Raw genomic sequence first — 25,989 nt, forward strand, 5'->3', positions numbered from 1 at the left:
GATTATGCTACGATAGAAAGCGGGCTGCTAATCGTTTTTTCGGAATCGGCTACAATAATGCGGATCTTTTCGTCCAGCTCGTTAATGGTCAAGTTCATCATATCAAAATAGTCAAACTCTAATTCTTCTATCTTCATTAAGTGCATGAAACCCAGTAGCGAAGCTACAGGGCGGCGCAATTCGTGCGATTGTATAATGGCTATACGGGTTAACGCCTCGTTTTGAATATGAATTTGTTTTTCCTGCTGCTTGCGTCTGCTTATATCTGCCGAGTTTAACGCTACGCCAATGATCTCGTCATGGTTGTTTTTAATGGGTACCAGTTTTATTTCGCGCCAGCATTCAAACCGGGTTCCCGGTCGTATTAAGAGATCATGTTTGATGGTTTTGCCTGTAAAAGCAATGTCGAAATATTTAGCGAAATGTTTTTTGTTTTTGGGGTCGACGTAGTTTAGTATCCTATCGCCAACAGTAACTTCGTACTGATAAATGCTTCTGATGTAGAATGATGCAGGTTTATTAAAAGCTAATACTTCTAAATTTTTACCAACTAAAACGTGAACATCTGACGAACTGTCAAAGGCTGCTTTTAATTTAATTTCCGAGTCTTCAATTGCTTTTTTATTGTACTGCTGCTGTTCGTTTTGCTGGGCCATAACCTGCAAACTCCAATTAAGTTCAAGCAGATTAATTACTTGTTTTGATAGCACCATTAACGATTTTTGTTGATGTGCATCCAACCCACGTGCTTCAAAGTCCATTACGCATAATGTCCCTACATTAAAGCCATCTTTGGTGGTTAATGGGGCGCCTGCATAAAAACGAATATTGGGATCACCTGTAACTAAGGGATTATTAGCAAAGCGATCATCAGCTTTGGCATCGCCAACTATTGAAATACCTTGCTCTTCAATAGCAAATTGGCAAAATGATATTTCTTTTGAAGTGCTAAATATATTTATACCTGTAGTGGCTTTAAACCATTGCGTATCCTCATCTAATAAAGTTATAAGTGCGGCAGGTGTGTTGCATATTTGAGCCGCCAGCTCCACTATATCATTTAAATCCTGCGTGATGGCAGGATCAAGTTCCAGTTCTTTAAAACGTTTAACAGCCTCCAGGCGGTGAAGTTCCCGATCCATTAGCACATTATAGAGTAAGCGGTTAAACGTTGTCCCATTTTAGTAGTAAATGACATACCTAAATACACTACGATATTTTTTGCAGGTCGATTTTTATTTTTTTAATATTTTCATTCCAGTAAACGTAAATATCCATTTATTAGTTGTTGTTTTTCAAACAAAAACAAAAAATTTATTTAAAATTAACTTATGGGTAACCTGGGTTAATTAATGAATAATTATTGTAGTTAATAATCTCATTACACCTTAAAAATATATGTCGTTTTTTTTGAATTAACACTACATTAGTATTTATTCGATTGTGATAATGAAGGACGAAAAACCATTGCCGCTAAGCCGGATGGCTACCATCAATAAACCATCCTTCTGGATTTTTATACTGGCATGCCTGGGGCTTTATGTAGCCAACAAGATGATAGCCCCCGATACCCTTGACAGCACATTTGTGGAACCACATGATATGCTGATAATGGGAGTCGCATTCACAGGTTTAGTGCTCAATATTTTAACAATATCCTTAACCAATAAAGTTGTAACCCGAGCCCTAACGGTGATCTGCTACCTTTTTGAAGCTATCAGCATTGTAGCATTATGCTTTTTAGTATTTAGCAGATAGTAAAATCCTGAAGTAATCAGGCTGAATAAACGCTTTGCACTTTATCCCGCAGGTTATATCCTGAAGCCATTACTTCGGCATAAGCGCCTGCTGTACGTATGGCTATCAAATCACCACGGAAAGATTCAGGAAGGTCAACATCCTTACGGAAACAATCGGTGCTTTCGCAAATTGGGCCAACCACATCATATTTTATGCTTTGTCCTGATTCTCTGCTCAGATTTTCAATATCATGATAAGCCTGGTACAACATAGGGCGGATGAGCTCCGTCATGCCTGCATCTAAGATCAGAAAATTCTTTTTTTGTCCGTTTTTAACGTATAATACCCTTGAAATCAATGATCCGCTTTGAGCAACCATCGCACGGCCCAACTCAAAGTGCACTTCCTGACCAGGTTTTACATTTAAAAAGTTCTTAAACACTTCAAAATAGCTTTCAAAATCAGCCATTCCATTAGTGTCGGGGTTATGATAATCTACGCCTAAGCCGCCGCCAGTATTTAATACTTTAACCGGGAAACCGTGGTCTTCAAACCAATCCTGCATTTCGTTTATGCGGGTACAAAGGCTTTTATAAACCTCCATATCCGTTATTTGCGAACCGATGTGGAAATGGATACCTAAGAATTGGAGGCTAGTACATTCGCGTAATGCATTAGCCACATCAGGTAATTGCCAAATGTTTACACCAAATTTATTTTCGTCCAACCCGGTGGTAATAAAATGGTGGGTATGAGCATCAACATTTGGGTTAATACGGATGGCTACATTAGCTTTTTTGTTTTTGGCTTTCGCCAGATCGTTTATAATGTGTAATTCTTGTACCGACTCTACATTAAAACAAAAAATATCAGCATCCAAAGCGAAGTTTATCTCTTTGTCTGATTTGCCAACCCCGGCAAAAACTACTTTGCCTTTATCAAAGCCATGTTCAATAGCAGCCTTAACTTCGTTACCACTCACACAATCGGCACCTACACCAAAAGACTGGATCATATCCAGCACCTTTGGGTTAAAGTTAGCCTTCATGGCATAATGCACGTGGAAGCCGTACTTAGCCGAAGCATTGGTACAGGCTTCTAAGGTTTGCCTTAAAACACCCATATCATAATAGTAGAATGGGGTTTCTAAGTCTTTGAATTTATTTGTTATAGTAGTATTGAACATAAGCCCCCTCTAAATCTCCCCCGGTAGGGGAGACTTATAATGATTAATGGTATCTAATAAATTTATTTCCTCCAAATTTTAAAGCCCTCCCTACCGGGGAGGATTTAGGAGGGGCTGTTAAAACAACCTATTATGCAGGCTTCTTAACGCTTCAGTTTTTTCTTCAGTTTTTATCAGTATAGATAAATTATGATCGCTGCCTCCGTATGAAATCATACGCAACGGGATATGCTTAACCGCCTCTAAAACTTTAGCGGCATAACCGTGCTTCTCAACACCAAAATCGCCAACCACACAAATAATAGTTTGGTTCTCGTCAATCTCAACACTACCAAAAGCGTTAAGCTCTTTTTTGATCTCGGTTAAATAGGTAGTATCATCAATAGTTAATGATACCGCTACTTCCGAAGTGGTGATCATATCGATAGAGGTTTTATAACGCTCAAAAACCTCGAACAGCTTGCGTAAAAAACCATGCGCCAATAGCATACGGCTTGATTGCACCTTGATAGCGGTAATGCCATCTTTAGCGGCGATAGATTTGATCTTATCCTTTTCGCTATCGTTGGTAATTAAGGTACCAGCAGCTTGCGGGTCCATTGTATTTAACAGGCGAACCGGGATCTTGTATTTTTGTGCCGGGAAAACGCTTTGCGGATGCAATATTTTCGCGCCGAAATAAGCCAGCTCGGCAGCTTCATCAAATGATAACTGGGCGATAGGTTTGGTGCCTTTAACAATCCTCGGATCGTTATTGTGCATACCATCAATATCAGTCCAGATTTGTACTTCTTCGCTGCGGATACCGGCACCAATTAACGACGCGGTATAATCGCTGCCACCACGGCGCAGGTTATCAATCTCGCCAAAAACGTTGCGGCAAATATATCCCTGGGTAATAAACAGGTTGTTATTTGGATGTTTCGCCAACAGCGGGGTAAGCTTTTCGGTGATATAATCAACCACTGGTTCGCTATCCTCATCTGTTTTCATAAAATCAAGCGCCGGCAATAATACCGATGGCACGCCGATCTGTTTTAAATAAACATGATACAAGGTAGTCGATAATAATTCGCCTTGCGCTAAAATGATCTTATCTTCAATTGTAGTGAACAGATCATTAGCTAAATTGCTTAACAAGCCAAAATGATAGTCGATCACTTCCTTGCCTTGTGCTAAAAACTCAGGCTTGGTTAAAAGTTCCTTAATAAAAATTTCGTACTTATCCTTCAGCGTCTTTATCAATTCGGTGGCCCTGGTCTTGTCACCGGCCAGGTAAGCCTGGCCAATTTCCACTAAATTGTTTGTTGTTCCGGATACTGCCGACAATACCACGATCTGCCTCTCGGTTGGATCGATGATGTCCAACAGTTTCGTCATCCTTTCGGGACTGCCTACTGATGTTCCACCAAATTTTAAAACTTTCATTTTTGTTAATTTATACCATAATGTGTTGATATTCTCATACCAATTTTGCGGCGCTAAAAATAGGATTTTTAAAGAGTTATCGGTAATATTATTAAAATAAAAATGATGTTAGCCCCACCCAACCCTCCCCGGAAGGGAGGGCTTTAAAGAAGAATGAAACTAAAGTCTCCCCTACCGGGGGAGATTTAGAGGGGGCTATTGTCACCAATGCATCACTTTCTATACAATATAATAGCTCACCACACTTTTTACGTTTATATATTTAACCGGTAAAAATCACATCGTCTTTAACATTCTATGAAAAAAATAACCCTTTTATTATTTCTATCGCTTACTATTTGCTTAAGCGCATCCGCACACAGCAATAATAAACCCAATCATCCTATAAAAAGCACACATTTAGATACCGCCACCTTTGCTACCGGTTGTTTTTGGTGTACCGAAGCAAAGTTTCAGCAATTACGTGGTGTGGTAAAAGTAGTTTCCGGTTTTTCGGGCGGGCATGTGGCTAATCCAAGCTATGAGCAGGTTTGCACCGGCACCACCGGCCATGCCGAGGCCTGCAATATTATTTATGATCCTACCAAAATATCATTTGAGCTATTGCTGCAAGCCTTTTTTGTATCACATGATCCAACACAACTAAACAGGCAGGGTAATGATGTGGGTACACAATACCGCTCCGCCATATTTTATCATGGTGCTATACAAAAACAAAAAGCCAACTATTACATTGCTAAACTAAATGCGGTAAAAGCATATAAAAAACCAATCGTAACCCAGGTTGTACCTTACACAGCGTTTTACAAGGCAGAGAATTATCATCAAAACTATTTTAACAATAACTCCCACCAGCCGTATTGCGAAAATGTGATACAACCCGAGCTTGATAAATTTAAAGCCGCTTTTAAAGACAAACTAAAATAAATGAGATCAGCACTAATTATCATCGGCATCTTCATCAGTGCAATTACGCTGACAAATGCGCAGCAACTTAAATCAGATAAAGGGCATGCCAACAACCCGTATTATTCTAATACAGATACCAAACCATTAAAGGTGACTGATGCCCAATGGAAAAAGATATTGCCACCCGACTTGTACGCTGTAGCGAGAAAACAAGATACAGAAAAGCCTTTCACTGGTAAATACTGGAACAGCAATGCAAAGGGAACGTACTATTGCGCGGTTTGCGGGAATGAATTGTTCCGATCAGATGCTAAATTTGCCAGCACCTGCGGCTGGCCCAGCTTTTTTGAACCGGTTAGAAAGGGGAGCGTGATATACCGGGAAGATGATTCGTACGGTATGAAACGTACCGAAGTAATATGCGCCAGGTGCGGCTCGCATTTGGGCCATATATTTAACGACGGGCCGCCGCCAACTTATAAACGCTTTTGTATGAACTCCATATCATTGGATTTCGCGCCGGATAAATTGTAATAATTAACAGTTTCAAACTCAATTATGGGTCTTGTGATTAGTCGCTCATACGTCATGATTTGCAATAATTAGTGTATTTGGAATATTATACCTAACTTGCGCGCTTTAATAAACAATATAATGCAAAAAGAAGGAACAGTAAAATTTTTTAATGAAACAAAAGGATTCGGATTTATCACACCTAATGCAGGTGGTCAGGATGTATTTGTTCATTCTACAGGCCTAATCGACGAAATTCGTGAAAACGATAAAGTTGAATTCGAAGTTGAAAACGGAAGAAAAGGCTTGAACGCGGTAAATGTAAAGGTTATTTAATTATAATATAATCATCAATCGTACAGCATCCACTCATCAGAGTGGGTGCTTTTTTTTTGTATTATACTTTCTTTTTTTTTGCAATTAGTTTAAACTTAAAACGTTAAATAGTGTTGTTTATTTATTCATCTACTAAAAGAAAACGAATATGAAAGATCAAACAAAGATTATAGCAGCACTTTTAGTTGGTGCTGCAGCAGGCGCTGCACTGGGTTTATTATTAGCACCAGATAGCGGAGCAAGTACCCGGGACGGTATAGCTGAATACATTAATGATTTAATAGAATCAGCAAAAGATAAGGCGCAAACAACAGCCAGCGGCGTTAAAGATTATAGCAATAACGTTTATAACACTGCCAAAACAAAAATTAATGACTTAGTTGGCGATGATGTAATCGGCAATATAAAATCAAAAGCAAGTGATGTTGCCGATCAGGCCAAAGCATACGGCGAGGATGCCCTTAACAATGTTAAAGCAAAGGCAAAAAGTAATCTTGATGATTTGAACACCATTGTTCATAACTAATTGAATCAGCTTTTATAAAGCAAGAAACCCGGCCATAAGCCGGGTTTCTTTGTTTGTATGTTAAATCTTCTCTGTCATTCTGAGCGGAGCGAAGAATCTATCGACAGGCATTTGCGCCATGTATAACGGATAGATTCTTCGCTTCGCTCAGAATGACAAAGGGCTTTAAAGGGTTGCCCGCTGCCGGGTTACTTACTCACCCACTTATTATTACTAATATCCGCATCCATAAAAATACCATTATCTAAAAAGATGGATTGTACAGCTTTGGTGGTTTTTACATGAACGGATATTTGCTTTTGGTTATACTCCCAAACTGCAGGGGTTTGGTGCAGGCTTTCTGTGGTTCCATCGGCATAAGTTACTTTAACATCAAAAGGTATAACAAAGCCACCAATATTTTGTATGGCTAACATATAACCGGTTTTATCTTTACTCACGCTTTGTAGATTAAGGTCGATATAGTTATTGGTGAAGAACCAGTTGTTGAAAAACCAGTTCAAATTTTTACCCGATCCTGCACTCATCGAGTTAAAATAATCCCATGGAATTGGGTGTTTGCCGTTCCAGTTATTCATGTAAACGTGCAATGCCTTTTTAAAGCCTTCATCGCCCAGCATATCCTTTAAAGCGATATAGCTTAATGATGGTTTTACATAAGCATTATTACCATAGCCACGGGTTAATTCGCTGGTTGGGGTGATGATCGGCAGGTCTTCGCTGGTTGATGGGTCGAATATCCATTTTTTCACACGGAAGTTTCTATAAACTTCTTCTGAGGCAGCTTTACCTACCTCGGTATAACCTAAAAATAGTTCAAACGTGGTTGCCCAGCCTTCGTCCATATAGCCGTAACGGGTTTCATTAATTCCCATGTAGAAAGGGAAGTAGGTATGCGCCATTTCATGGTCCTGCAAAAGCTCGGCATCGGCCAAATCAGTTTCGTGACTATCGTTCACCATCATCGGGAACTCCATATCCGCAAAGCCCTGGAAGGCCGTCATTTTTGGGAAGGGGTAGGGCACACCCGGTAAGCCATGCGATAAATAATCCAGCGCATGCAATCCCCATTTAACAGCTAAATGAAAGTCTGCCGAATTATCGGCAAAGGCAGCCTGCATGCTGGCTCGACGATGGGTCGCGTCATCAACCACAACACTCCCTGCATCCCAGTCGTAATGGTCGCTCACGCCAACGGCCAGATCGCTGATGTCGTTAGCTGTCCAAACCCAAGTATTCAGATCGTTTTGCGCGGTGATGTTCTTTTTAGCCAGATCATCAGCAGTAGCTATGTGCATTACCGCATCGCTTGTCATTGATTGTTGCAGTCTTTTAGCATATTCCGGCTGTAAAACCTGGTTAGGGTTTTGCAAGGTACCTGTTGCCCAAACAATAAAGTTTTTCGGTACGGTTACCTTTAAAGTATAATCATTAAAGTCGTTATAAAATTCCTGACGATCATTAAACTCCAGCCTGTCCCATCCATTATAATCGTCATAAACAGACACACGCGGGTAAAAGTAACCTATATAAAATGTGGTAGGATCGATCATGCCTTCGCGTTCACTTTTTAACGATAGCTCATAGTGCCAGGTGATATTTAGTTTTACCGAGTCATGGGGCATTAATGGCTGGCCCAGCGCTATAAATTGGTTAGTGCCTAAAGCCTTGGCGTTATCCCATTCTTTTTTAGCACCATTTACAAATATGGAATCAACCTGTATGCCCTGGGTTAAATAATCAGGAGTGGTGTTGGCGTAGCGGGTTGCGCCGGGGCGGTGGATGTTTAATATCAGCTTCATATTAAGCTGTTTTAGCGTATCCGGGCTATTGTTAAAATAGGTTATTTGCTCGGTGCCTTGTACATTACGGTTAGGTGGCAATACCGTTATTGAAATGTTATACCTGCCGGTATTTTGCCAATAGTTTTTTCCGGGTTTTCCGTCTGCGGATCGTGTTCCTTTTTCGTATGCTTTTTTAATATCGCGCGGGATGTACAAGCTTTGAGCCTGCCCCTGCAATAAAAAACCACAGCATAACATGGATAAAATGAAATACTTCATTACGTTACAATTATTTATTAAGTCAGTTAAAATTAAGTACGAAAATACGTTTTAGCACTAGTAAAAAAGGTAACAAGTATATTACAACAATTAAAATAGCTTGCTTGGTATTAAATATTTTCCTATTTTTGAGGAGTTATTTTAATAGGGGTATTAAATAACTATATCGGGCCATCTGCTATTAGTAGATGGCCTTCTTTTTTTTATAGCGATTAATCTATAGCTATGTATTCTTTAGATATTAGCATGAATAAATGATCATTATCTATTGATTCATCAAAACATTCAGTAAGCAATTGGCTTGCTTCTCTCATCTTTAATTTTGGGGCTATCATTTTAACATGCTGCAAGCACTTATGTTTATGTGCTCTAACAGTTGCATGTATGGATGTAAGGTGCTTAATCTGCTCAAAATTAAAACTAATAATCTGATAATATAGTATGTTTTATTTTTACCGGTTAGCGGTAATATAGGGTACATTTGCAGTAGATAATATAATATATGAAATACAAATTAGGTGATTTTGTGCGGTTTGTTGATGAGAAAATGGAAGGTTTTGTAACCCGCATTATTGATGAGCAAATGATTGGTGTTACAGGTGATGATGATTTTGAGATACCGGTTTTGGCCAGCAAAGTAACCTTTGTACACGGGTACGAAAACAATGGTACAAAAAGTACAGCTTCTGATCTAAACATCGCGCAAATACCTGCTGCGGAATTTATTAGCAAAGGGGTTTATCTGGGCCTGGTGAATGATGCGAAGGTAAATTCTGTTATTCATTTTTATCTGATAAACGATACTTCTTTCCAGCTTTTGGCAGCTTTAACTACCGAAGATCAGCAGAAATACAAAGGCGAGCATGCGGAGATCATCGGGCCTAAAAAAGCGGTAAAAATATACTCGGCGCAATTGGCCGATATGCAGGTATGGCCTAAGTTTATATTTAATATCACTTTTTATACCACGCAAAATATTAAACCCGAAGCGCCTTTACTAATAACCGAAAAGTTAAAAGCGAAAGATTTAGCCGGTGCCAAAAAGAAACTGCCTTTGCTTGATGCACAAGGCTGGTTAATACAGCTTGATGAACCCGAATTGGTTATCGATGCGCAAAAACTTAAAGAAAGCTTTCATAAACCCGCAGAAGAGAAAAAGGAAATAAGTAAGCCAACCGGTGAGGTGGATTTACATATTGAAAAACTGCGCGATGATTACCAGTTTTTACAAAGCTCCGAAATATTGAATATTCAACTGACATATTTTAACAAGGCGCTGGATGCCGCTATTGTACATCAATTGCCTGATATTACTTTTATACACGGATCGGGCAACGGTACATTAAGACTTGAATTGCATAAATTGTTAAGCAAGAATAACCGCATACAAACCTTTATGGATGCCCGTAAAGAGAAGTTTGGTTATGGCGCTACCAAGGTGATATTAAAGTAGCCCTTGTTTTACCGGCTCATCAATAATTGTATCCAGGTAATCTAATATTTGGGTGTCAACATCGTTGTCAAATTTACGGGCGAAAAGTTTGCCTGATGCGTTTAATCTTTCGGCATCATTCATGGTGAAAATTGTTGGGCGGGTATTACCCGACTGCTCAATAAATCTTAAATTGTCGTTAACGAGTTTATTCCGTAATGGGGAGTTCATCAATATGGTTTGAAAAAATATTTCATCAATAGCCCATGTCCGCCTGAAATAGCGCTTTAGCTGCGGATTATTTTTTAGATAATTTATAGTATAAAGCGCGCACTGTGGTGTGATAGTTAACCACTGCGAGCCGCCATAGGGCCTTAGTTTTAATGGTACTTTACGTTGCGGTAAAAGAGTGTTTGCCAAATACTGAAGCCTATACTTAAATATATAATGGTAATCGCCAAAGCTGTATTTTAAAAGGCGTTCTTTTCCCTGATCCCATTCATTATCATTAATGGATAGCAGGCGCATAAACGTTTTATCGCTGTTAGCAAACAGGAAACGGTGTATTTCGTCAATAGGTTTTAATGGATAATCCTGCCCGCTTAATAAATTAATATGGGTATAGTTTTTATGCGACTTAAGGATGTATTCAAAACCATTAAGAGTGGATTCGATGATGCTGTAATTGCCCCAAACCGTATTAATTCTTTTATCAACAAAACAGGTATTCGGAATATTTTCGATATAAATAAACTCATTTATATCCGATTTCGCATCCAGCAATATATAGATGTCAGCATCCTTATGTTGCAGTTTTTTAACCAGCCGTTCAACCAAACGAGGGTCTTTATGTGCCAATATTAAATGGGCAATTTTCATTAATGAGGGGTATTTAATGTGTATATATCAGTAATTCTTCAATAAAAATATCATAGCCTTTTATCATCAATGATAAAAGGCACACAAAGCATTATTCAGAAAGCGATCAACCAGTAAAGTGTAAATTATTGTAGTAATTAGCCGAGGGCTTTTTTTTAGGCACGATAATGCCTGATTTAGTGAATCTTAGTTTCATTTTAATAGGGGTAATTACTGTAAATATACAAAATCTTTATTTTATATAACTGTTAAATAAAGCGCTTTGATTATAAGCTATTTACGGGAGGAATATTAAGATGGTTGCCTGTGGAAAAACAACATTGAACTATTTTTAACAGCTTCTAAAGATTACTTATTGCGCCAGCCATCAATAGAAACAGTATTATAAGGCAAAAAGTAATACAGCAGAACTAAATAAGCGCTGTACATTAACTGTATAAACACACCATCCCACTGCCCAAGCGATGTTGAACCGAAAATTAACGCCAGCATAGTAATTACCCCCAACACGGTGGCAAAACGGGTGAAAAGCCCTAATAATAATAAAATACCAAGCAATAGCTCAACAAAGGGCAAGCCGAAGCTAAAGGGTAGTACCAACGCACCGGGGATAAAAGATTTGCCGAAGCTAGTCACCATACCATTACTAAATTTTGTCAGGATGGGCAATCTTTGTAATCCGTGGCCTAAAAAGCTCATGCCTATGGGCAGGCGGGCCAGTAAGTAGGTGGTGCTTTCTCTTGTCATTATACTAATTTACAAAAAAGCATATCATTAAGTTTTATAAGGTTGATGATTAACAAGATTGTTGCAGGAGAGCCGGTTTTTCGTTCCGGTTAATTAGCGGGTAACCAATTTAATTTATGCAAAACCCAAAGCGTTTATTGTTGTTTGGTTGCTACATAGTATCCGATATTATTATCATATTTGGCACTACTTATTATCAATAATAAACACAATATACAGTACTTATGCAGGAATTAGATCCCGCCATTCTTCAAAAGGCGAACTCATGGCTACAGGGCAGTTATGATGATGATGTTAAAAAACAAGTTCAGAAACTGATAGATGATAAAAATTATACTGAACTAACTGATGCTTTTTACCGCGACCTTGAATTTGGTACCGGCGGCTTACGTGGTACCATGGGCCCGGGAACAAACCGCATTAATAAATACACCCTTGGAGCAGCTACACAAGGCCTGGCTAATCACCTGAAAAAGAGCTATCCCGGCGAAAAAATTAAAGTCGCTATAGCGCATGATAGCCGTAACAATGCCGATCTGTTTTCAAACATCACCGCCGAAGTTTTCTCGGCTAATGATATATATGTTTACTTTTTCGAGGCTTTACGCCCAACGCCAGAGCTTTCATTCGCCATACGTACTTTAGGCTGCAAAAGCGGGGTAATGCTTACCGCGTCACACAACCCCAAAGAATACAATGGTTACAAAGCCTATGGTGCCGATGGTGGTCAGTTTGTATCGCCAGAGGATAAGGCTGTAATGGATGAAGTAGCGGCAATTAAAAGTATTGATGAAATAAAATTCAACAGGGTTGATGCTAACATCGAGATAATAGGAGAGAAGATAGATAACCTGTACCTGGATAAGATCACCGAACTATCGGTATCAAAAGAAGCTATCCGTCGCCAAAAAGACCTTAAAATAGTTTACTCTCCAATACATGGAACCGGGATTACTTTAGTGCCGCAGGCATTAAAACGTTTTGGTTTTGAGAATGTGATTTTGGTTGATGAACAAACTACACCTGATGGTAATTTCCCTACGGTAGTTTATCCAAACCCTGAAGAAAAAGAAGCTTTAACCCTCGCCCTTAAAAAAGCGCAGGAAGTTGATGCCGATTTAGTATTAGCTACTGATCCTGATGCCGACCGTGTAGGTATCGCCGTAAAAAACACCGACAACGAGTTTGTATTACTTAACGGCAACCAAACCGGTGCCATGCTTATAAATTACCTGCTTACCGCATGGGAGGAGAAAGGCAAACTTACCGGCAACGAGTACATTGTTAAAACCATTGTAACCACTAACCTTATCGAGGCTATTGCTAACGCCAAACACGTTAAGTTTTACAATACCCTAACCGGCTTTAAATACATTGGCGAGCTGATGACCAAATTTGAAGGCAAACAAACCTTTATTGGCGGAGGCGAAGAAAGCTATGGTTACCTGATTGGTGAACTGGTAAGGGATAAAGATGCCATAATATCGAGCGCGTTTATTGCGGAAATGACCGCTTATTACAAGGACAAAGGCAGCAGCTTATTTGAAGCTTTATTGAATACTTATATCGAGTATGGTTTTTACAAAGAAAAGCTGATCTCCATCACCCAAAAAGGTAAAGCCGGTGCAGAAGAAATTAAAGCTATGATGGAAAAATTCCGTAGCAACCCACCTGCTACTTTGGGTGGATCGAAGGTGATTACTTTGAAGGATTATGAGAAAGGTACGGAGACTGATTTGACTTCAAACACAACCACAAAACTGGATTTCCCTGAATCGGATGTATTACAGTTTATCACCGCGGATGGTAGCATTATATCTGCCCGCCCGTCAGGCACTGAACCTAAGATAAAATTCTATTGCAGTGTTAACGGCAAATTAGCCAGCGCCGCTGTTTATAAAGAAACAGACAAGCAATTAGACGACAAGATAACCGCTATTATGCAGGATCTGGGTGTTTAATAAAAACGCCATTTTATAAAGAGCCCGGATCTATTGGTCCGGGTTCTTTTGTTTTAGGATTGTTCCTGGTTTACGTAGCTCAGCATCCAGGTGATGCCAAACTTGTCAGTCACCATGCCGAAGAACGCGCCCCAAAACTGGTGGGCAAGCGGCATTTTAATATCTCCACCTTCGGCAAGTTTATTAAACAGGTGGGTGTTTTCCACTTCGCTGGCGGTATCAATGGTTATCATAAAGTTATTACCCACATTTACTGGCGGTATGCTTGCGGGGCAGTCCATACCCATTAACATGTTCTCGCCAATAGGCAGATCCATAAATAATATCTTGTTTGCCTGATCCTCCGGCAAGGGCGGTGCGCCGGGTGTTTCGCTCATGCGCGATAGTCTGCCAAAATCGCCGCCAAATATGGAGCGATAAAAGTTAAAAGCCTCTTCGGTTTGCCCGTTGTATACAATGGTGATGTTAGCTTTCATGATGATGATTGGTTAGTTATAACAAATATAGTGATGGTCAGTAATTTAAATATGATTTTGTGAAATTATCATTTACCGCTTTTGCTACCGTATTGCACTTAATAAAAAATAATTTTCATACTTATTTCCATTTATATAATATTTAATATCTTTATAATTAATATTTTCTTATAAATTATGCCAGTAGGAAATCGCAAGTACGAAAATACTCTTCAATATGCATTTGGATTAGTAATCTTAGCGATATTGACCCAGTGTTTAATCAAAAGTTTGATGACATTGTTTAGTCATCTATTAAGACGATAAGTGAACCGTTATTTATTGATGGAGGAGCTTGGCATGAATGTAAAGGCCAGCCCACATACTTCGACTACGCTCAGTATGACAGCCTTTGCGCACGTTATACTCAACCCTCGTTATTGTAAGCGCAAGGTGATAAAAAAGTTTTGTCATGAGGAACGAAACATCTGTACTGATGCAAACAACTTTACAGATTCTTCGCTATGCTCAGAATGACAATAAAGGAAAATAAAACGCCTTGTCATTGCTTCGTTCCTCGCAATGACATAGTAGAGAGACTACTTTACAGATCCTTCGCTATGCTCAGAATGACAAAGGAGTGTAAAAAATCTCACGCTGGGACGATAACACATCCCTAATTATTCTTCAAATTAATCAGCTCACCATATTTTTCAAGTACGGCTATCATTTCATTTAATTTCATGGGCTTGCTTAGATAATCGTCCATGCCTGCTTGTAGGCATATATCCCTGTCCTCAGTCATTGCGTTAGCCGTCATGGCAACAATATAAGGTTGGGCGGTAAAGTTTACCCTGATGAACCGTGTGGCCGCCAGGCCGTCCATCTCCGGCATCTGTACATCCATAAAAACCAAATCAAAACGATTGTTTTTTATAGCATTTACTGCCTCCAGGCCATTGTTTGCTATTAGTGGACGATACCCCATTTTGCCAAGAATATGCATGGCTACTTTTTGGTTAACCAAATTATCCTCAACAATTAAAATTTCCATTGGATATTTTAGCGCCATTTCGGTTGATATGTGGCTTTTTTGAGCTTTTACATTTTTAACTGCTTCATCCTTATGTTTTAACAAGTCGACGATACATTTAAGCAACACATTATGGCGGGCAGGTTTGCTCAGTATTACATCAAATAAAGCAGAGTCGGGCCCAATTTGCTGGCTATCAACCGAAGTAAGTAAAATAACAGGTACTTCTGGACGTATGCGTTTTATTTTTTTTGTGAGCTGGATGCCATCCATTTCGGGCATACTCATATCCGATATTATTATATCAATAGGGCTCCCTGTTGATAATATACTTAAAGCTTCCAGCCCCGAGCTTGCTAATACCGGGATGAAATTCCAGTAACTTAACTGGGCTTTAAGAATGTTGAGGTTGGTATTATTATCATCAACAATAAGGATGTGCTTATTCTCTAACGCAGCTGTGGGTAGGTATTCGGGTGGCTGGGTAACGCCGGTTGCGATACCACATTTTATGGTGAACGTAAATGTAGTACCCTGATTGATCTTACTATCAACAGAAATATTGCCGCCCATTAGTTGCACCAGTTTATCGCATATTACTAAACCGAGGCCGGTGCCGCCATACTTCCTGGTGGTGCTTGAGTCAACCTGAGAGAATGCTTTAAACAATCGCGCTATCTTATCTTCGGGTATGCCAATCCCGGTGTCGCGTATTTCAAAAGTTAGGGTTAACTCCTCATTAACAACATTAACAACGCTCGCGTGTAAATAAATTTCGCCCTTGGTGGTAAATTTAACAGCGTTCCCAACCAAATTTATTAATATCTGCCTCAGACGGGTAGAATCCGCGATTACATTGGCTGGGACATTGGGTTCGATATGATAGAGTAGCTCGAGGTTTGAACGGTGTATTTTTTCTTTAAAGAGTTCCAAAACGCCCTCGATGCATTCCCGCAGGTCAAACTCATGTTCATCAAGCTCCATATTGCCCGATTCTATCTTTGAGAAATCAAGGATGTCGTTAATAACGGTTAACAACGCATCCCCCGAACTTTTAATGATCTCGGTGTATTCCGTTTGTTCGGGGGTTAAATTAGTGTCTGCCAATAAAGTAGCCATACCTATAACACCATTCATTGGTGTTCTTATTTCATGGTTCATGGTAGCTAAAAATATGCTTTTGGCTTTGTTGGCATTTTCAGCTTCCTCTTTTGCCTTTTCGGCAATCTCACGCGATTTACGTTCTTCAAGCGTAAGCTGCAAAATGTTTTGGGTACGCTCAAGCACCTGTTGTTCTAATTCTTCTTTTTGTTTTTCAATTGCACGTAACCTGTATCTGAACAAGGCGATAACAGCACTTACAATAAATATTACTGCGAGTATTTCAAACCACCAGGTTAACCAAAATGGTGGTACTATAACTATATTAAGTGGCGATGCTACCGGTGACCATGCCCCCTGGCTATTCCTGTATTTTAATTTGAAGGTGTAATTACCGGGGGGCAGATTAGTGTAATATGCCGCGTTATGGCTGCCGATGTAATTCCATTCTTTATCAAAACCCTCTAAAAAATAGGCATATTGTTTTCTATCAGGCGAGGCATAATCAAGCGCCGCAAATTCAATCGAAAAGACTGATTGCTTATGCGATAAGGTTATTTTCCGGGTATCGGTTACATCGTTTTTTAATGGCGAGTTATCATTTGGGCCTTGCGCAATGGTGAGCGGCTTGTTAAATAACTGGAATGATGTAATAACCAGCGGCGCGAACTTTGGAGCTTTTAAAACCTTATCTGGCGAGAAAACATTAAATCCATTAATGCCACCAAAATATATATCGCCATCGTGGGTAACCAAAGCCGAGTGTGGTTTAAATTCGTCTCCCTGTAAGCCATCTTCGGTAGTATAATTGGTGAAGGTATTCTCCTCCGGATCAAATTTTGTTAGCCCGCCATTGCTGCTTATCCATAATTTGCCCAGGTTGCCTTGCCTTATGGCATAAATAATATCGCTTGGCAAGCCATCTTTTTTTGTATAAACGGTAAAATGCTTGGTCCTCCGGTCAAATAAATCAAGGCCTGATAATGTGGCTAACCACAACCGCCCTTTGCTATCCTCAAAAATATCTGTTACAGAATTGCTGCTTATACTATTTGTTTTTTCGTTATGCTGGTAACTTGTAAATGTGTTGTTACTCCGGTTTAACAGGTCAAGGCCACCGTCGGCTGTTCCAAACCAAAGGTTGCCCTCTTTATCCTCATAAATTACATATACCCTGTCGCTGCTTATACTTTTGGGATCATTTGCATTAAAATTATGGTGTTTAAATAAACCTGTTGCCGGGTCGTAACAATCTACGCCGTTATTAAAGGCACTTATCCAGGTTTTTTTGTCGCGGGTATGTAACAGGTAGTAAATGCTGTTGCCGCCAATACTATTAGGTTTGCTGGTATCAACCTTAAAGTTTTTAAATGTATTTGTTGAAGGATTAAATATGCTTAAACCATCGCCCCAGGTACCTATCCAAATATTGCCCTGGTCATCGGGTTTTACCACAAGGTCATAGTTGCCAGCGATACCATTTTTGCCTTCATCGGGTTTTTTGTAATGGATGAAAGTTTGTTTAACCGGATCAAACTTATTTAAGCCGCCACCATCGGTACCAATCCATATGTTGCCGGTTTTATCTTCGGCAAAATCAAGTACATAATTGTTTGATAAGCTTAACGGTGAACTGCTATGGCGATAAAGTGAGAAACTTGAAGTGCTTTTTTTATACAGATTTATGCCACCACCGAATGCCCCCACCCACATATTGCCATTTTTGTCCCGGCAAATGGCGTATACCGAGTTGCCGTTAATGCTGTTATTATCAACCTCATCATTTTGATAAACGTTGATCTTGCCGGTGTGCTTGTTTAAGATACATAAGCCGCCATTTTCTGTCCCTATCCATAAATTGCCGTTTTTATCATCGTTTAAACTGTATATGGTTTTGGATGATATGCTGTTCGGATTCTTTTTATCGAAAGCAAAATGTTTAAATGTTTTTTGCTGCGGATTAAAGGAGAAGAGCCCGTCATCCTGCGTACCAAACCATATTTGTTGTTGCCTGTCTTCAAAAATGCATATAACGTCATTCCCAATAACGGTATGGGTAACGGGGTTATGATATTGATATTTGGTAAAGGTATTATTAGCCTTGTTATAAAGGTTTAAACCTCCATTTTCGGTTCCGACCCATAGGCGGTGCTCGTTATCTTGATAAACCGTACGAAGGTTATTGTCGCTTAAACTGTTAGTATCCTGCTTATTGTGCTGATGGTGCACGAATTTATTTTGTGAAATATAAAAGCAATCCAGGCCGCCATCCTGCGTTGCTATCCACAAATTATTATCAGCATCAAATGTAATGCGGTTTATAATGTTATCAATAATGCTCGTGTTGTTATGGCTGTTATGTACATAGCGTATAAAACGCCCTGTACTGCGTTGATACATATTTAAACCACCAAGTGTAGCCAACCAGATATTGCCGGTTTTATCTTCGGCAATATCGGTAACCATGTTATTGCTGAGGGATGTGCTATCAGTAGGGTCATACCGGTAGGTTATAAAATGGTAACCGTCATAACGGTTTAAGCCGTTCCGGGTGGCAATCCATATAAAACCCCGGCTGTCCTGCATGATACAGTTCACATTAATTTGCGACAAACCTTCGGTTGTGCCAACATGCTGAAACTTGAGGCTTATATTTTGGGCATAACTTTTATTTAATAAGCCGAAAAGGCCTATCAGCAATAAAAATAAAATACGTTTCGTATCCCGATACAACATTTAGGAATGAAGGTATGAATTGGTTGTTAAGTGGTATACGTTTATGCGGTCATTAAGTTTCTTCTAAATTAACTGTCTGGGTGGATGTTTTTACTATTCGCGGGGAAATTATTTTGGTTTGATAAATCATCTTTTACAATCAAAATTCTGCTATTATGATTGTTATGCTAATTGATAGCTGGCAAACAATAGATATATAGTAATGTTGATTGTAAAAGATGGGAAAGCAAAAATCCACTATTGCGAAAAATCATTGGGTTATTTGGCCACTCCAATCACTCAATTTTTTCATGGCGGATATGCAGGCAGGAATTGGTCCGTTTCTGGGTGTCTTTCTGTTAGCCAATGGCTGGAAAAGCGGCCCCATTGGCACCGTAATGACCATAGGCGGAGTTGCAGGCATGCTAATGACCGCCCCGGCCGGAGCATTAATAGATGAAACGAAACGTAAGCGTTTATATATAGTTATCCCCGGTATTTTTACCATTTTGGCATCGGCTATTATATTGCTATCCCAAAACTTTTGGTTGGTAAGCGTTTCGCAGATAGCCACAGCTGTCGCGGGCTCAGCTATTGGGCCAGCCGTTGTTGGCATTACACTCGGCATAGTAAAACAAGCGGGCTTTAACCGGCAAAACGGTTATAACCAAGCTTATAATCATGCCGGGAATGTGGCAGGTGCGGCACTATCGGGCTATTTAGGGATGAAATTTGGTATGCCGGCAGTATTTTACCTGGCAGCGCTTTTTGGAGTGCTTTCGATAATATCTGTTTTAATGGTTCCCGCCAAAAGCATTGATGACAGAGCCGCCAGAGGTTTAAAAGAGAGTGGAGGCGATAGTAAGGCGAGCGGCCTAAAAGTATTACTGCATTGTAAACCGCTACTTATACTGGCCGCTGCACTGGCTTGTTTCCATTTAGGCAATGGCGCTATGCTGCCTTTATATGGGTTAGCTGCCGCCACCAAAAATCAGGGTAATCCGATCATGTTTGTAGCCATGACGATTGTAATTGCACAGGTAGTAATGGTTATTGTATCGCTGATTGCTATGCGTATGGCTGAGAAAAGTGGCTATTGGCTTGTCTTATTAGTTTCATTTTTGGCACTGCCTGTTAGGGGGGTGATCGCTTCGCATATGATCAATCACACGGGGCTTTATCCGGTTCAAATACTGGATGGTATAGGCGCTGGCTTACAGAGTGTGGCTGTGCCGGGTTTGGTAGCACACATCTTAAACGGAACAGGGCGGGTAAATATAGGCCAGGGTGCAGTAATGACTGTTCAAGGCTTAGGCGCGTCCTTAAGCCCCGCTATCGGTGGCTGGATAGCGCAGGGTTTTGGCTATAGTTCCACTTTTTTAATTTTAGGTAGCTTTGCTACGATCTCAATTTTATTATGGCTAATTTTCGCAAAATCACTTAGAATGGCTTGTGATACTTCTAAACAAACTACATGAACATCGCTATCTGTATCATCTCGTTTTTGGCCATTGCCGGAGTTATCATCAGGCCATTTAAAATAACAGAAGCCATATATGCTGTAATTGGTGCTATAATACTACTGATATTTCAATTGATTAAGCCCGGCGACGCATGGTTAGGCGTTGTAAAAGGGTTAGATGTATACCTGTTTTTGATAGGTATGATGCTGCTTGCAGAAACCGCCCGGGAGGAAAAGCTGTTTGATTGGCTCGCCGCGCATGCTACAGTAATGGCTAAAGGATCGGCTAACAGGTTGTTTTTATTAATTTACCTGGTAGGGGTAATTGTAACCATATTCTTATCCAATGATGCAACTGCCGTGGTATTAACACCAGCTGTCGCCGCCGCCGTTAAAGCCGCCAAGGTTGAAAAACCATTGCCTTATTTGCTCATCTGCGCGTTTATAGCCAATGCGGCATCTTTTGTATTACCTATCTCCAACCCGGCTAATTTGGTTATTTATGGCAGCCGTATGCCTGCCTTGCTGCACTGGTTGGGCCAATATGGTTTGCCATCAGTTTGCGCTATTGTGGTTACTTATTTCGCGCTGCGCCTTACACAACGCAGCTATTTTAAAGCAAAATTGGAGACAAACATCAATATCCCACATTTACCACAGGGCGGTAAAACCGCGTTGATTGGTATTGCCATAACTGCTGTTGTTTTATTGATCGCATCGGCATACGGTCTTCAACTGGGTTTACCAACGGCCATTACCGGGATTATAACCTCGGGGATCGTTATCATCCGTTCAAAAAAGAATCCTTTGGTGGTGATCAGAGATGTATCCTGGGCGGTGTTGCCGCTGGTGGCGGGATTATTTGTAATTGTTGAAGCCTTAAATAAAACGGGTTTAATTCAGCATCTTACTATGATACTTAATCATGGTATATCGCAATCAATAACCGGTACGGTTTGGATAGGCGCAGGCACTACCGCCGTAGTTTGCAACCTGATGAATAATTTACCGGTCGGCCTTATTGCGGGTAATGTAATTAACGTTGGGTATGCTCCAGAAATGGTTAAAAGCGCGGTACTTATTGGGGTAGATCTCGGGCCAAATCTTTCCATCACGGGTTCGCTGGCTACTATACTTTGGCTGGTGGCTTTGCGACGCGAGGGCCAAACCATTAGTGCATGGGCGTTTTTAAAATTGGGCAGTATAGTGATGACGCTGGCGCTTATCGCGGCGCTGGCTTCATTATGGGTTTGATATGAGTTCTTCCTCTTTAAAATGAAGCAGGATTAGTATCAGCACTAAAAAGCTTACAATTCTTTCTGCCGCGCCCAGTCCATTCCAAACCTGACTTTGCCACATAGCGAACCATTCGCCGCCTATCACCTCAAAACCTAAAAACCAAATGGTAATGCCGATAGTAATGCCCACCACCGCCCAGCTCTTAGCCGCGTGGAAAGATACTGCATCCGATTTTAAGTTTTTGAGAAGTAGCCAGCTGCCTTTTATACAGCAAAATGTCATTACAGCTTCCAGCGCGATTAATAAGATATAACCAGTATGATACAGAAATGGAACCCCAATATGTCGGTAGTATACCATGCTGCCCGAGAAAATCGTGTCCATTTTCATTACATGCTCCACAAAGTGGTAATTGGTAAAGTAATCGGTGGTATTGCCAAAAACAATCAATAGCGACATTAAGCCTATTGCAGTAACTGCAATTGTTTTAGCAACCCGAAACAGAAATTGAGTGGAGTACATATTGTGATGGTTTATTTACGAATATGCCACATCTTTTAACCTAAAGCAAATTTCATTTATTAAACTACTTTAATTTTATTCAGGCTGAATTGCCCGTGTTTTGCAGTACACTAAAATTAAATAAAAATGATACCATCAGTTGAAGAAATGATCGAAATATATGTTGCATCCTGGAACAAAAACAATTTGGAAGAATTTAAAGCAGCCTTCGCGGAATGTTGGGCAGCGGATGCCACCTACACCGACCCGAATTTTGAATTAGTAAAAGGCGTGGGCGGCATTGCGGGTTTAGCGCAGTCTTCTTTGGAGAAAATTCCAATAAGGAAGTTTAACGTGATCACCAAACCCGAATATCACCACAACGTGGGCCGCTACAATTGGAATGTTGTACTGCCGGAAGAAACCAAAGAGGGATTTGATTATTTTGAGTTTAATGACGAGCACAAGATCACGAGGATCGTGAGCTTTTTTTAAACAGCCGAAATAATCCATCATCAACCTGAGAAAATGAGCGGTACATTTTATCTTTACCAAAAAAGGAAAATGTACGAGCTCATTTTTGCCAATTTCGCATTGCATATTAAACTTGATGTCGCCGAAATTGAGCAGATAAAATACCGCCTACAATCCAAAACCATTAAAAAGAAGACGGGACTACTAAGCGCCGGGGCTATATGCCGAAACATATACTTTGTAAATAAGGGCTGCCTGCGTATTTTTAATGTAGATGGCGAGGGTGAAGAGCACAACGTATCGTTTTGCCCGGAGAATTGGTGGGCGGTGGATATTTCCAGTTTCTCTCATCAAACGCCTGCGTTTTATAATATTGATGCTTTGGAAGATACCGAGGTTTCCTACCTGAGTTACCCCGTGCTTGAAGAACTTTATATAGCGATACCTAAGTTGGAGCGTTTTTTCAGGATATTAACGCAAAACGGCTTTCATTTGTACCAGCAGCGCATCACCTCGAATTTATCCAAATCTGCCGAGGAGCGATATACACTTTTCCAAAAACAATATCCCAAACTGGAACAAAGAATAACGCAAAAGCAAATTGCTTCCTATTTAGGTATCACACCGGTATTTTTGAGTATGATCCGTGGAAGGAATACTTAAGTTTCGTCAAAATAGTTCTTATATTTAGTTAAATCTATAAAAACTATGAAAAACGAAAAACCTGCTCCAATCATCCTTGGAGCCGAAGATGGCAAAAGCATCTCAATGGTGGGGGATACCTACCGGGTATTGATCACCGGAAACCAGACTAATGGCGAATTCGCGACGATCGATATGTTTATTCCGCCCGGTGGTGGGCCGGGCCCGCATGCTCATCCCGACATCTATGAGTCTTTTTATGTAATTGATGGCGAGATTGAAGTTAAATCAGAAGCTGGAGGTTATACGGCCAAAAAGGGTTCGTTTATCACTATCCCCAAAGGGGGCATTATACACTGTTTTAAAAACAAGAGCGATAAAATGGCTCACTTGCTTTGTACTGTAGTGCCATCGGGACTGGAAGAGATGTTTTTAGAATTAGGAACACCTGTTGAAGCGGATACCTTTTTACCACCACCGCACCTCGACCCGGAAACATTGAAAAAATTCCAGCAGACAGCCGAAAAATACGGGCAACAATTGTTCCCGCCTGATTATTTGGATTAAAGACTAATGTCATAAAAAAGATGGGCTATCGTTTACAACGATAACCCATCTAAAAAACAATCAATCAAAAAAAAATTAAACTTTGGCGAAGCTGCTCTTATGCACAGCCTCGGCAAATAAGCGGTATGATTTTAAGCGTGCCTGATGATCAAAAATATGCGAAGTGGCCATTATCTCATCAATACCTGTTTCGTCGGCAAATTCCTGTAGTTCGCGGCTTAGTTTTTCGGGGCCGCCTATAAATGCATAGGCCAGCATACCCAGAATGTGGTCTCTTTCAATAGGGTTCCAAATTTCGTTCATATCTTTTACCGGTGGTTGCAATAACTGGCGTTTACCAGTGATCACACCCATAAAAAACTGTTTAACGGAGGTCGACCAATATTCGGCTTCCTCGTCAGTATCAGCCGCTACTACGTTTACGCAAGCCATAACATAAGGCTTTTGTAAGTATTGTGATGGCTTAAAGTTATTACGGTATATTTCTATCGCCGCCTTAAAATAAGTAGGCGCAAAGTGGCTTGCAAAAGCGTAGGGCAGTCCCATCGCGGCAGCAAGATGCGCACTATCGGTACTCGATCCTAAGATCCATATCGGTATGTCAACACCTTCACCCGGTATGGACCGAACGGCCGCGTGTTGATTATCGGCAGAGAAAAAAGTAAGCAAGCTTTTAACATCATGCGGAAAGTAATGGGGTGCATTCATGTTTTCGCCGCGTATGGCTTTGGCGGTTACCTGGTCGGTTCCGGGGGCGCGGCCTAAGCCTAAATCAATACGGTTGGGGTATAAAGTGGCAAGCGTTCCAAACTGTTCGGCTATTACTAAAGGCGCATGGTTGGGCAGCATAATGCCACCTGATCCAACACGGATCTTTTTGGTATTACCGGCTATATAGCCAATCAATACCGATGTTGCCGAACTGGCAACATTCATCATATTATGGTGCTCGGCAAACCAATAGCGGGTATATCCCAGCTCCTCGGCTTGTTTGGCAATTTCAAGGCTTCTATGATAGGTGTCTGCTATGGAGTGGCCTTCAACCACGGTAGCTAGATCAAGTACTGAATAATTAAGCATGAATAAATTTAAGGCTTATCCTTAACTATTATGCTACGCCATTAAGCGATATGACCTTAAAATGATAGGAGAAAGGAGGTATGACAATTGCATTAAAATTGCCCTGGGTTATTACTCGGGTGTAATGTTAAGCGCCAGGTAAACTTCTGCATAAAGCAAGCCGCTTCCGCCGCCGTAATGCAGTACTACCGGTATCTCCTGGAATGCTTGTTTGATTTGTAAAGTCTCCTCTTCGTTGATGCCTGCTCCAATTAATACCGCATCAAATTTTTGCTCTTTAGCTAGTTTTATAACGTCCGGCAAAGTGCCCGCACCTGTGGCTTGCCAGCCGGGTTTGTTATTTAACAGGCGTAGAATGGTCGCCATTATTTGGGGATGGGTGCCTACTACCAATATGTTGATCTCTTTCATGATTCTTCTAAAATTAAAATATCATCGGTACTTCCACAATCAGGAACTCAGTATTGGTTAACGCTTCTATGGTAAACTCATCAGTTCCCCAAATACCAAAACCATCGCGTGTGTGTAATACTTGCCTATCAACTTTTACAGCACCGCTTATCACAAATATGTAGGCACCGTTTCCTTTGGCTTTTAGCCGATAATTGACGCTTAACCCTTTGTCATAATTCCCCAAATTAAACCATGCGTTTTGATAAATCCAAACACCTTCGTCGTCAGCATTTGGCGATAGTATTTGCTGTAGTTTATTGTGGCGGGCCGATTTATTTAAAGTTAGCTGGTCATATCGCGGCTCAACATTCCGTTTGTTAGGGTAAACCCAGATCTGCAGGAATTTTGCCACTTCATCTTCATCATCGTTATGTTCCTGGTGAAAGATGCCTGTGCCTGCGCTCATTACCTGTATATCGCCATCGCTTATCACTGCAATATTGTCCATACTGTCCTGGTGTTTTAAATCGCCGGATAGTGGGATAGAGATAATCTCCATATTATCATGCGGGTGGTCGCCGAAACCTTTACCTCCATCAAGCGAGTC

The 25,989-nt window shown here is 40.5% G+C and carries 24 protein-coding genes; 12 read left to right on the top strand and 12 right to left on the bottom strand.

The annotated features are described in order from the left end of the window. Positions 1 to 2 precede the first annotated feature (2 nt). The gene (locus tag GSQ74_RS04030; protein WP_158990322.1) at positions 3 to 1,142 is read right to left on the bottom strand and encodes a GAF domain-containing protein; all 1,140 of its coding nucleotides are present in this window, start codon (positions 1,140 to 1,142) and stop codon (positions 3 to 5) included. A gap of 307 nt (positions 1,143 to 1,449) precedes the next feature. Between GSQ74_RS04030 and GSQ74_RS04035 the strand changes: the two genes are divergently transcribed. Then, positions 1,450 to 1,758 carry a hypothetical protein gene (locus tag GSQ74_RS04035; RefSeq protein ID WP_158990324.1) on the top strand — a complete coding sequence of 103 codons (309 nt, stop codon included), beginning with the start codon at positions 1,450 to 1,452 and terminating at the stop codon, positions 1,756 to 1,758. A 16-nt stretch (positions 1,759 to 1,774) separates the two neighbouring features. Here GSQ74_RS04035 and lysA read toward each other — a convergent pair whose 3' ends face one another. Together lysA and GSQ74_RS04045 are read right to left on the bottom strand one after the other, a co-directional pair. Further along, positions 1,775 to 2,926: a diaminopimelate decarboxylase gene (gene lysA, locus GSQ74_RS04040; RefSeq protein WP_158990326.1), complete on the bottom strand. Its 1,152-nt coding sequence runs from the start codon at positions 2,924 to 2,926 to the stop codon at positions 1,775 to 1,777. Positions 2,927 to 3,043: 117 nt separating this feature from the next. Further along, the gene (locus tag GSQ74_RS04045) at positions 3,044 to 4,354 is read right to left on the bottom strand and encodes an aspartate kinase (RefSeq protein WP_158990328.1); all 1,311 of its coding nucleotides are present in this window, start codon (positions 4,352 to 4,354) and stop codon (positions 3,044 to 3,046) included. 297 nt (positions 4,355 to 4,651) lie between these two features. Between GSQ74_RS04045 and msrA the strand changes: the two genes are divergently transcribed. From msrA to GSQ74_RS04065, 4 genes are all read left to right on the top strand, one after another. Continuing rightward, positions 4,652 to 5,281 carry a peptide-methionine (S)-S-oxide reductase MsrA gene (gene msrA, locus GSQ74_RS04050; RefSeq protein ID WP_158990330.1) on the top strand — a complete coding sequence of 210 codons (630 nt, stop codon included), beginning with the start codon at positions 4,652 to 4,654 and terminating at the stop codon, positions 5,279 to 5,281. Beyond that, the gene (msrB, locus tag GSQ74_RS04055) at positions 5,282 to 5,797 is read left to right on the top strand and encodes a peptide-methionine (R)-S-oxide reductase MsrB (protein ID WP_158990332.1); all 516 of its coding nucleotides are present in this window, start codon (positions 5,282 to 5,284) and stop codon (positions 5,795 to 5,797) included. 120 nt (positions 5,798 to 5,917) lie between these two features. Further along, on the top strand, positions 5,918 to 6,112 hold the full coding sequence (locus tag GSQ74_RS04060) for a cold-shock protein (protein WP_158990334.1): 195 nt from the start codon (positions 5,918 to 5,920) through the stop codon (positions 6,110 to 6,112). A gap of 148 nt (positions 6,113 to 6,260) precedes the next feature. Beyond that, positions 6,261 to 6,638 carry a YtxH domain-containing protein gene (locus GSQ74_RS04065; RefSeq protein WP_158990336.1) on the top strand — a complete coding sequence of 126 codons (378 nt, stop codon included), beginning with the start codon at positions 6,261 to 6,263 and terminating at the stop codon, positions 6,636 to 6,638. A gap of 188 nt (positions 6,639 to 6,826) precedes the next feature. Here the strand turns inward: GSQ74_RS04065 and GSQ74_RS04070 are convergent, their stop codons facing one another. Further along, on the bottom strand, positions 6,827 to 8,701 hold the full coding sequence (locus GSQ74_RS04070) for a M1 family metallopeptidase (protein ID WP_158990338.1): 1,875 nt from the start codon (positions 8,699 to 8,701) through the stop codon (positions 6,827 to 6,829). A 502-nt stretch (positions 8,702 to 9,203) separates the two neighbouring features. Between GSQ74_RS04070 and GSQ74_RS04075 the strand changes: the two genes are divergently transcribed. After that, complete coding sequence (locus GSQ74_RS04075; RefSeq protein ID WP_158990340.1) at positions 9,204 to 10,154, top strand: Smr/MutS family protein; 951 nt, start codon at positions 9,204 to 9,206, stop codon at positions 10,152 to 10,154. Here GSQ74_RS04075 and GSQ74_RS04080 read toward each other — a convergent pair. Next, positions 10,146 to 11,012, bottom strand: a complete 867-nt coding sequence (locus tag GSQ74_RS04080; protein ID WP_158990342.1) for a beta-1,6-N-acetylglucosaminyltransferase — start codon at positions 11,010 to 11,012, stop codon at positions 10,146 to 10,148. The genes GSQ74_RS04075 and GSQ74_RS04080 overlap by 9 nt on opposite strands. 348 nt (positions 11,013 to 11,360) lie before the next feature. Next, entirely contained in the window at positions 11,361 to 11,759 is a 399-nt protein-coding gene (locus GSQ74_RS04085) for a DoxX family membrane protein (RefSeq protein WP_158990344.1), read from the bottom strand. A 224-nt stretch (positions 11,760 to 11,983) separates the two neighbouring features. On the opposite strand from GSQ74_RS04085, the gene GSQ74_RS04090 reads away from it, so the two are divergent. Further along, entirely contained in the window at positions 11,984 to 13,720 is a 1,737-nt protein-coding gene (locus GSQ74_RS04090; RefSeq protein ID WP_158990346.1) for a phospho-sugar mutase, read from the top strand. A 53-nt stretch (positions 13,721 to 13,773) separates the two neighbouring features. Here GSQ74_RS04090 and GSQ74_RS04095 read toward each other — a convergent pair whose 3' ends face one another. Together GSQ74_RS04095 and GSQ74_RS04100 are read right to left on the bottom strand one after the other, a co-directional pair. Continuing rightward, positions 13,774 to 14,196: a VOC family protein gene (locus tag GSQ74_RS04095; RefSeq protein WP_158990348.1), complete on the bottom strand. Its 423-nt coding sequence runs from the start codon at positions 14,194 to 14,196 to the stop codon at positions 13,774 to 13,776. A gap of 655 nt (positions 14,197 to 14,851) precedes the next feature. Continuing rightward, positions 14,852 to 19,045, bottom strand: coding sequence for a hybrid sensor histidine kinase/response regulator (locus GSQ74_RS04100; RefSeq protein ID WP_158990350.1), 4,194 nt, complete (start codon positions 19,043 to 19,045; stop codon positions 14,852 to 14,854). 218 nt (positions 19,046 to 19,263) lie between these two features. Here GSQ74_RS04100 and GSQ74_RS04105 point away from each other — a divergent pair, with 218 nt between their 5' ends. Both GSQ74_RS04105 and GSQ74_RS04110 read left to right on the top strand, forming a co-directional pair. Beyond that, the gene (locus GSQ74_RS04105; protein WP_158990352.1) at positions 19,264 to 20,502 is read left to right on the top strand and encodes an MFS transporter; all 1,239 of its coding nucleotides are present in this window, start codon (positions 19,264 to 19,266) and stop codon (positions 20,500 to 20,502) included. Then, the gene (locus GSQ74_RS04110; protein ID WP_158990354.1) at positions 20,499 to 21,740 is read left to right on the top strand and encodes an arsenic transporter; all 1,242 of its coding nucleotides are present in this window, start codon (positions 20,499 to 20,501) and stop codon (positions 21,738 to 21,740) included. Before GSQ74_RS04105 ends, GSQ74_RS04110 begins: the two co-directional genes overlap by 4 nt. Here the strand turns inward: GSQ74_RS04110 and GSQ74_RS04115 are convergent. Next, the gene (locus GSQ74_RS04115) at positions 21,729 to 22,247 is read right to left on the bottom strand and encodes a DUF2165 family protein (RefSeq protein ID WP_158990356.1); all 519 of its coding nucleotides are present in this window, start codon (positions 22,245 to 22,247) and stop codon (positions 21,729 to 21,731) included. The two genes, GSQ74_RS04110 and GSQ74_RS04115, sit on opposite strands and share 12 nt — an antisense overlap. 126 nt (positions 22,248 to 22,373) lie before the next feature. On the opposite strand from GSQ74_RS04115, the gene GSQ74_RS04120 reads away from it, so the two are divergent. The 3 genes from GSQ74_RS04120 to GSQ74_RS04130 all read left to right on the top strand — a co-directional run bounded on the left by GSQ74_RS04120 (position 22,374) and on the right by GSQ74_RS04130 (position 23,909). Then, complete coding sequence (locus GSQ74_RS04120; protein ID WP_158990358.1) at positions 22,374 to 22,721, top strand: isomerase; 348 nt, start codon at positions 22,374 to 22,376, stop codon at positions 22,719 to 22,721. A gap of 69 nt (positions 22,722 to 22,790) precedes the next feature. Then, positions 22,791 to 23,363, top strand: a complete 573-nt coding sequence (locus tag GSQ74_RS04125) for a Crp/Fnr family transcriptional regulator (RefSeq protein WP_158990360.1) — start codon at positions 22,791 to 22,793, stop codon at positions 23,361 to 23,363. A 45-nt stretch (positions 23,364 to 23,408) separates the two neighbouring features. Then, positions 23,409 to 23,909 carry a cupin domain-containing protein gene (locus GSQ74_RS04130; protein WP_158990362.1) on the top strand — a complete coding sequence of 167 codons (501 nt, stop codon included), beginning with the start codon at positions 23,409 to 23,411 and terminating at the stop codon, positions 23,907 to 23,909. Positions 23,910 to 23,984: 75 nt separating this feature from the next. Here the strand turns inward: GSQ74_RS04130 and GSQ74_RS04135 are convergent, their stop codons facing one another. The 3 genes from GSQ74_RS04135 to GSQ74_RS04145 form a co-directional block, all read right to left on the bottom strand. After that, entirely contained in the window at positions 23,985 to 24,989 is a 1,005-nt protein-coding gene (locus tag GSQ74_RS04135) for an LLM class flavin-dependent oxidoreductase (RefSeq protein ID WP_158990364.1), read from the bottom strand. A 111-nt stretch (positions 24,990 to 25,100) separates the two neighbouring features. Then, the gene (locus GSQ74_RS04140; RefSeq protein WP_158990366.1) at positions 25,101 to 25,400 is read right to left on the bottom strand and encodes a hypothetical protein; all 300 of its coding nucleotides are present in this window, start codon (positions 25,398 to 25,400) and stop codon (positions 25,101 to 25,103) included. Positions 25,401 to 25,413: 13 nt separating this feature from the next. After that, on the bottom strand, positions 25,414 to 25,989 hold a 576-nt coding region (locus GSQ74_RS04145; RefSeq protein WP_254060809.1), incomplete at its 5' end, for a pirin family protein.

It is taken from the genome of Mucilaginibacter sp. L196 (genome assembly GCF_009765905.1).
In the GTDB taxonomy this organism is placed as follows: domain Bacteria; phylum Bacteroidota; class Bacteroidia; order Sphingobacteriales; family Sphingobacteriaceae; genus Mucilaginibacter.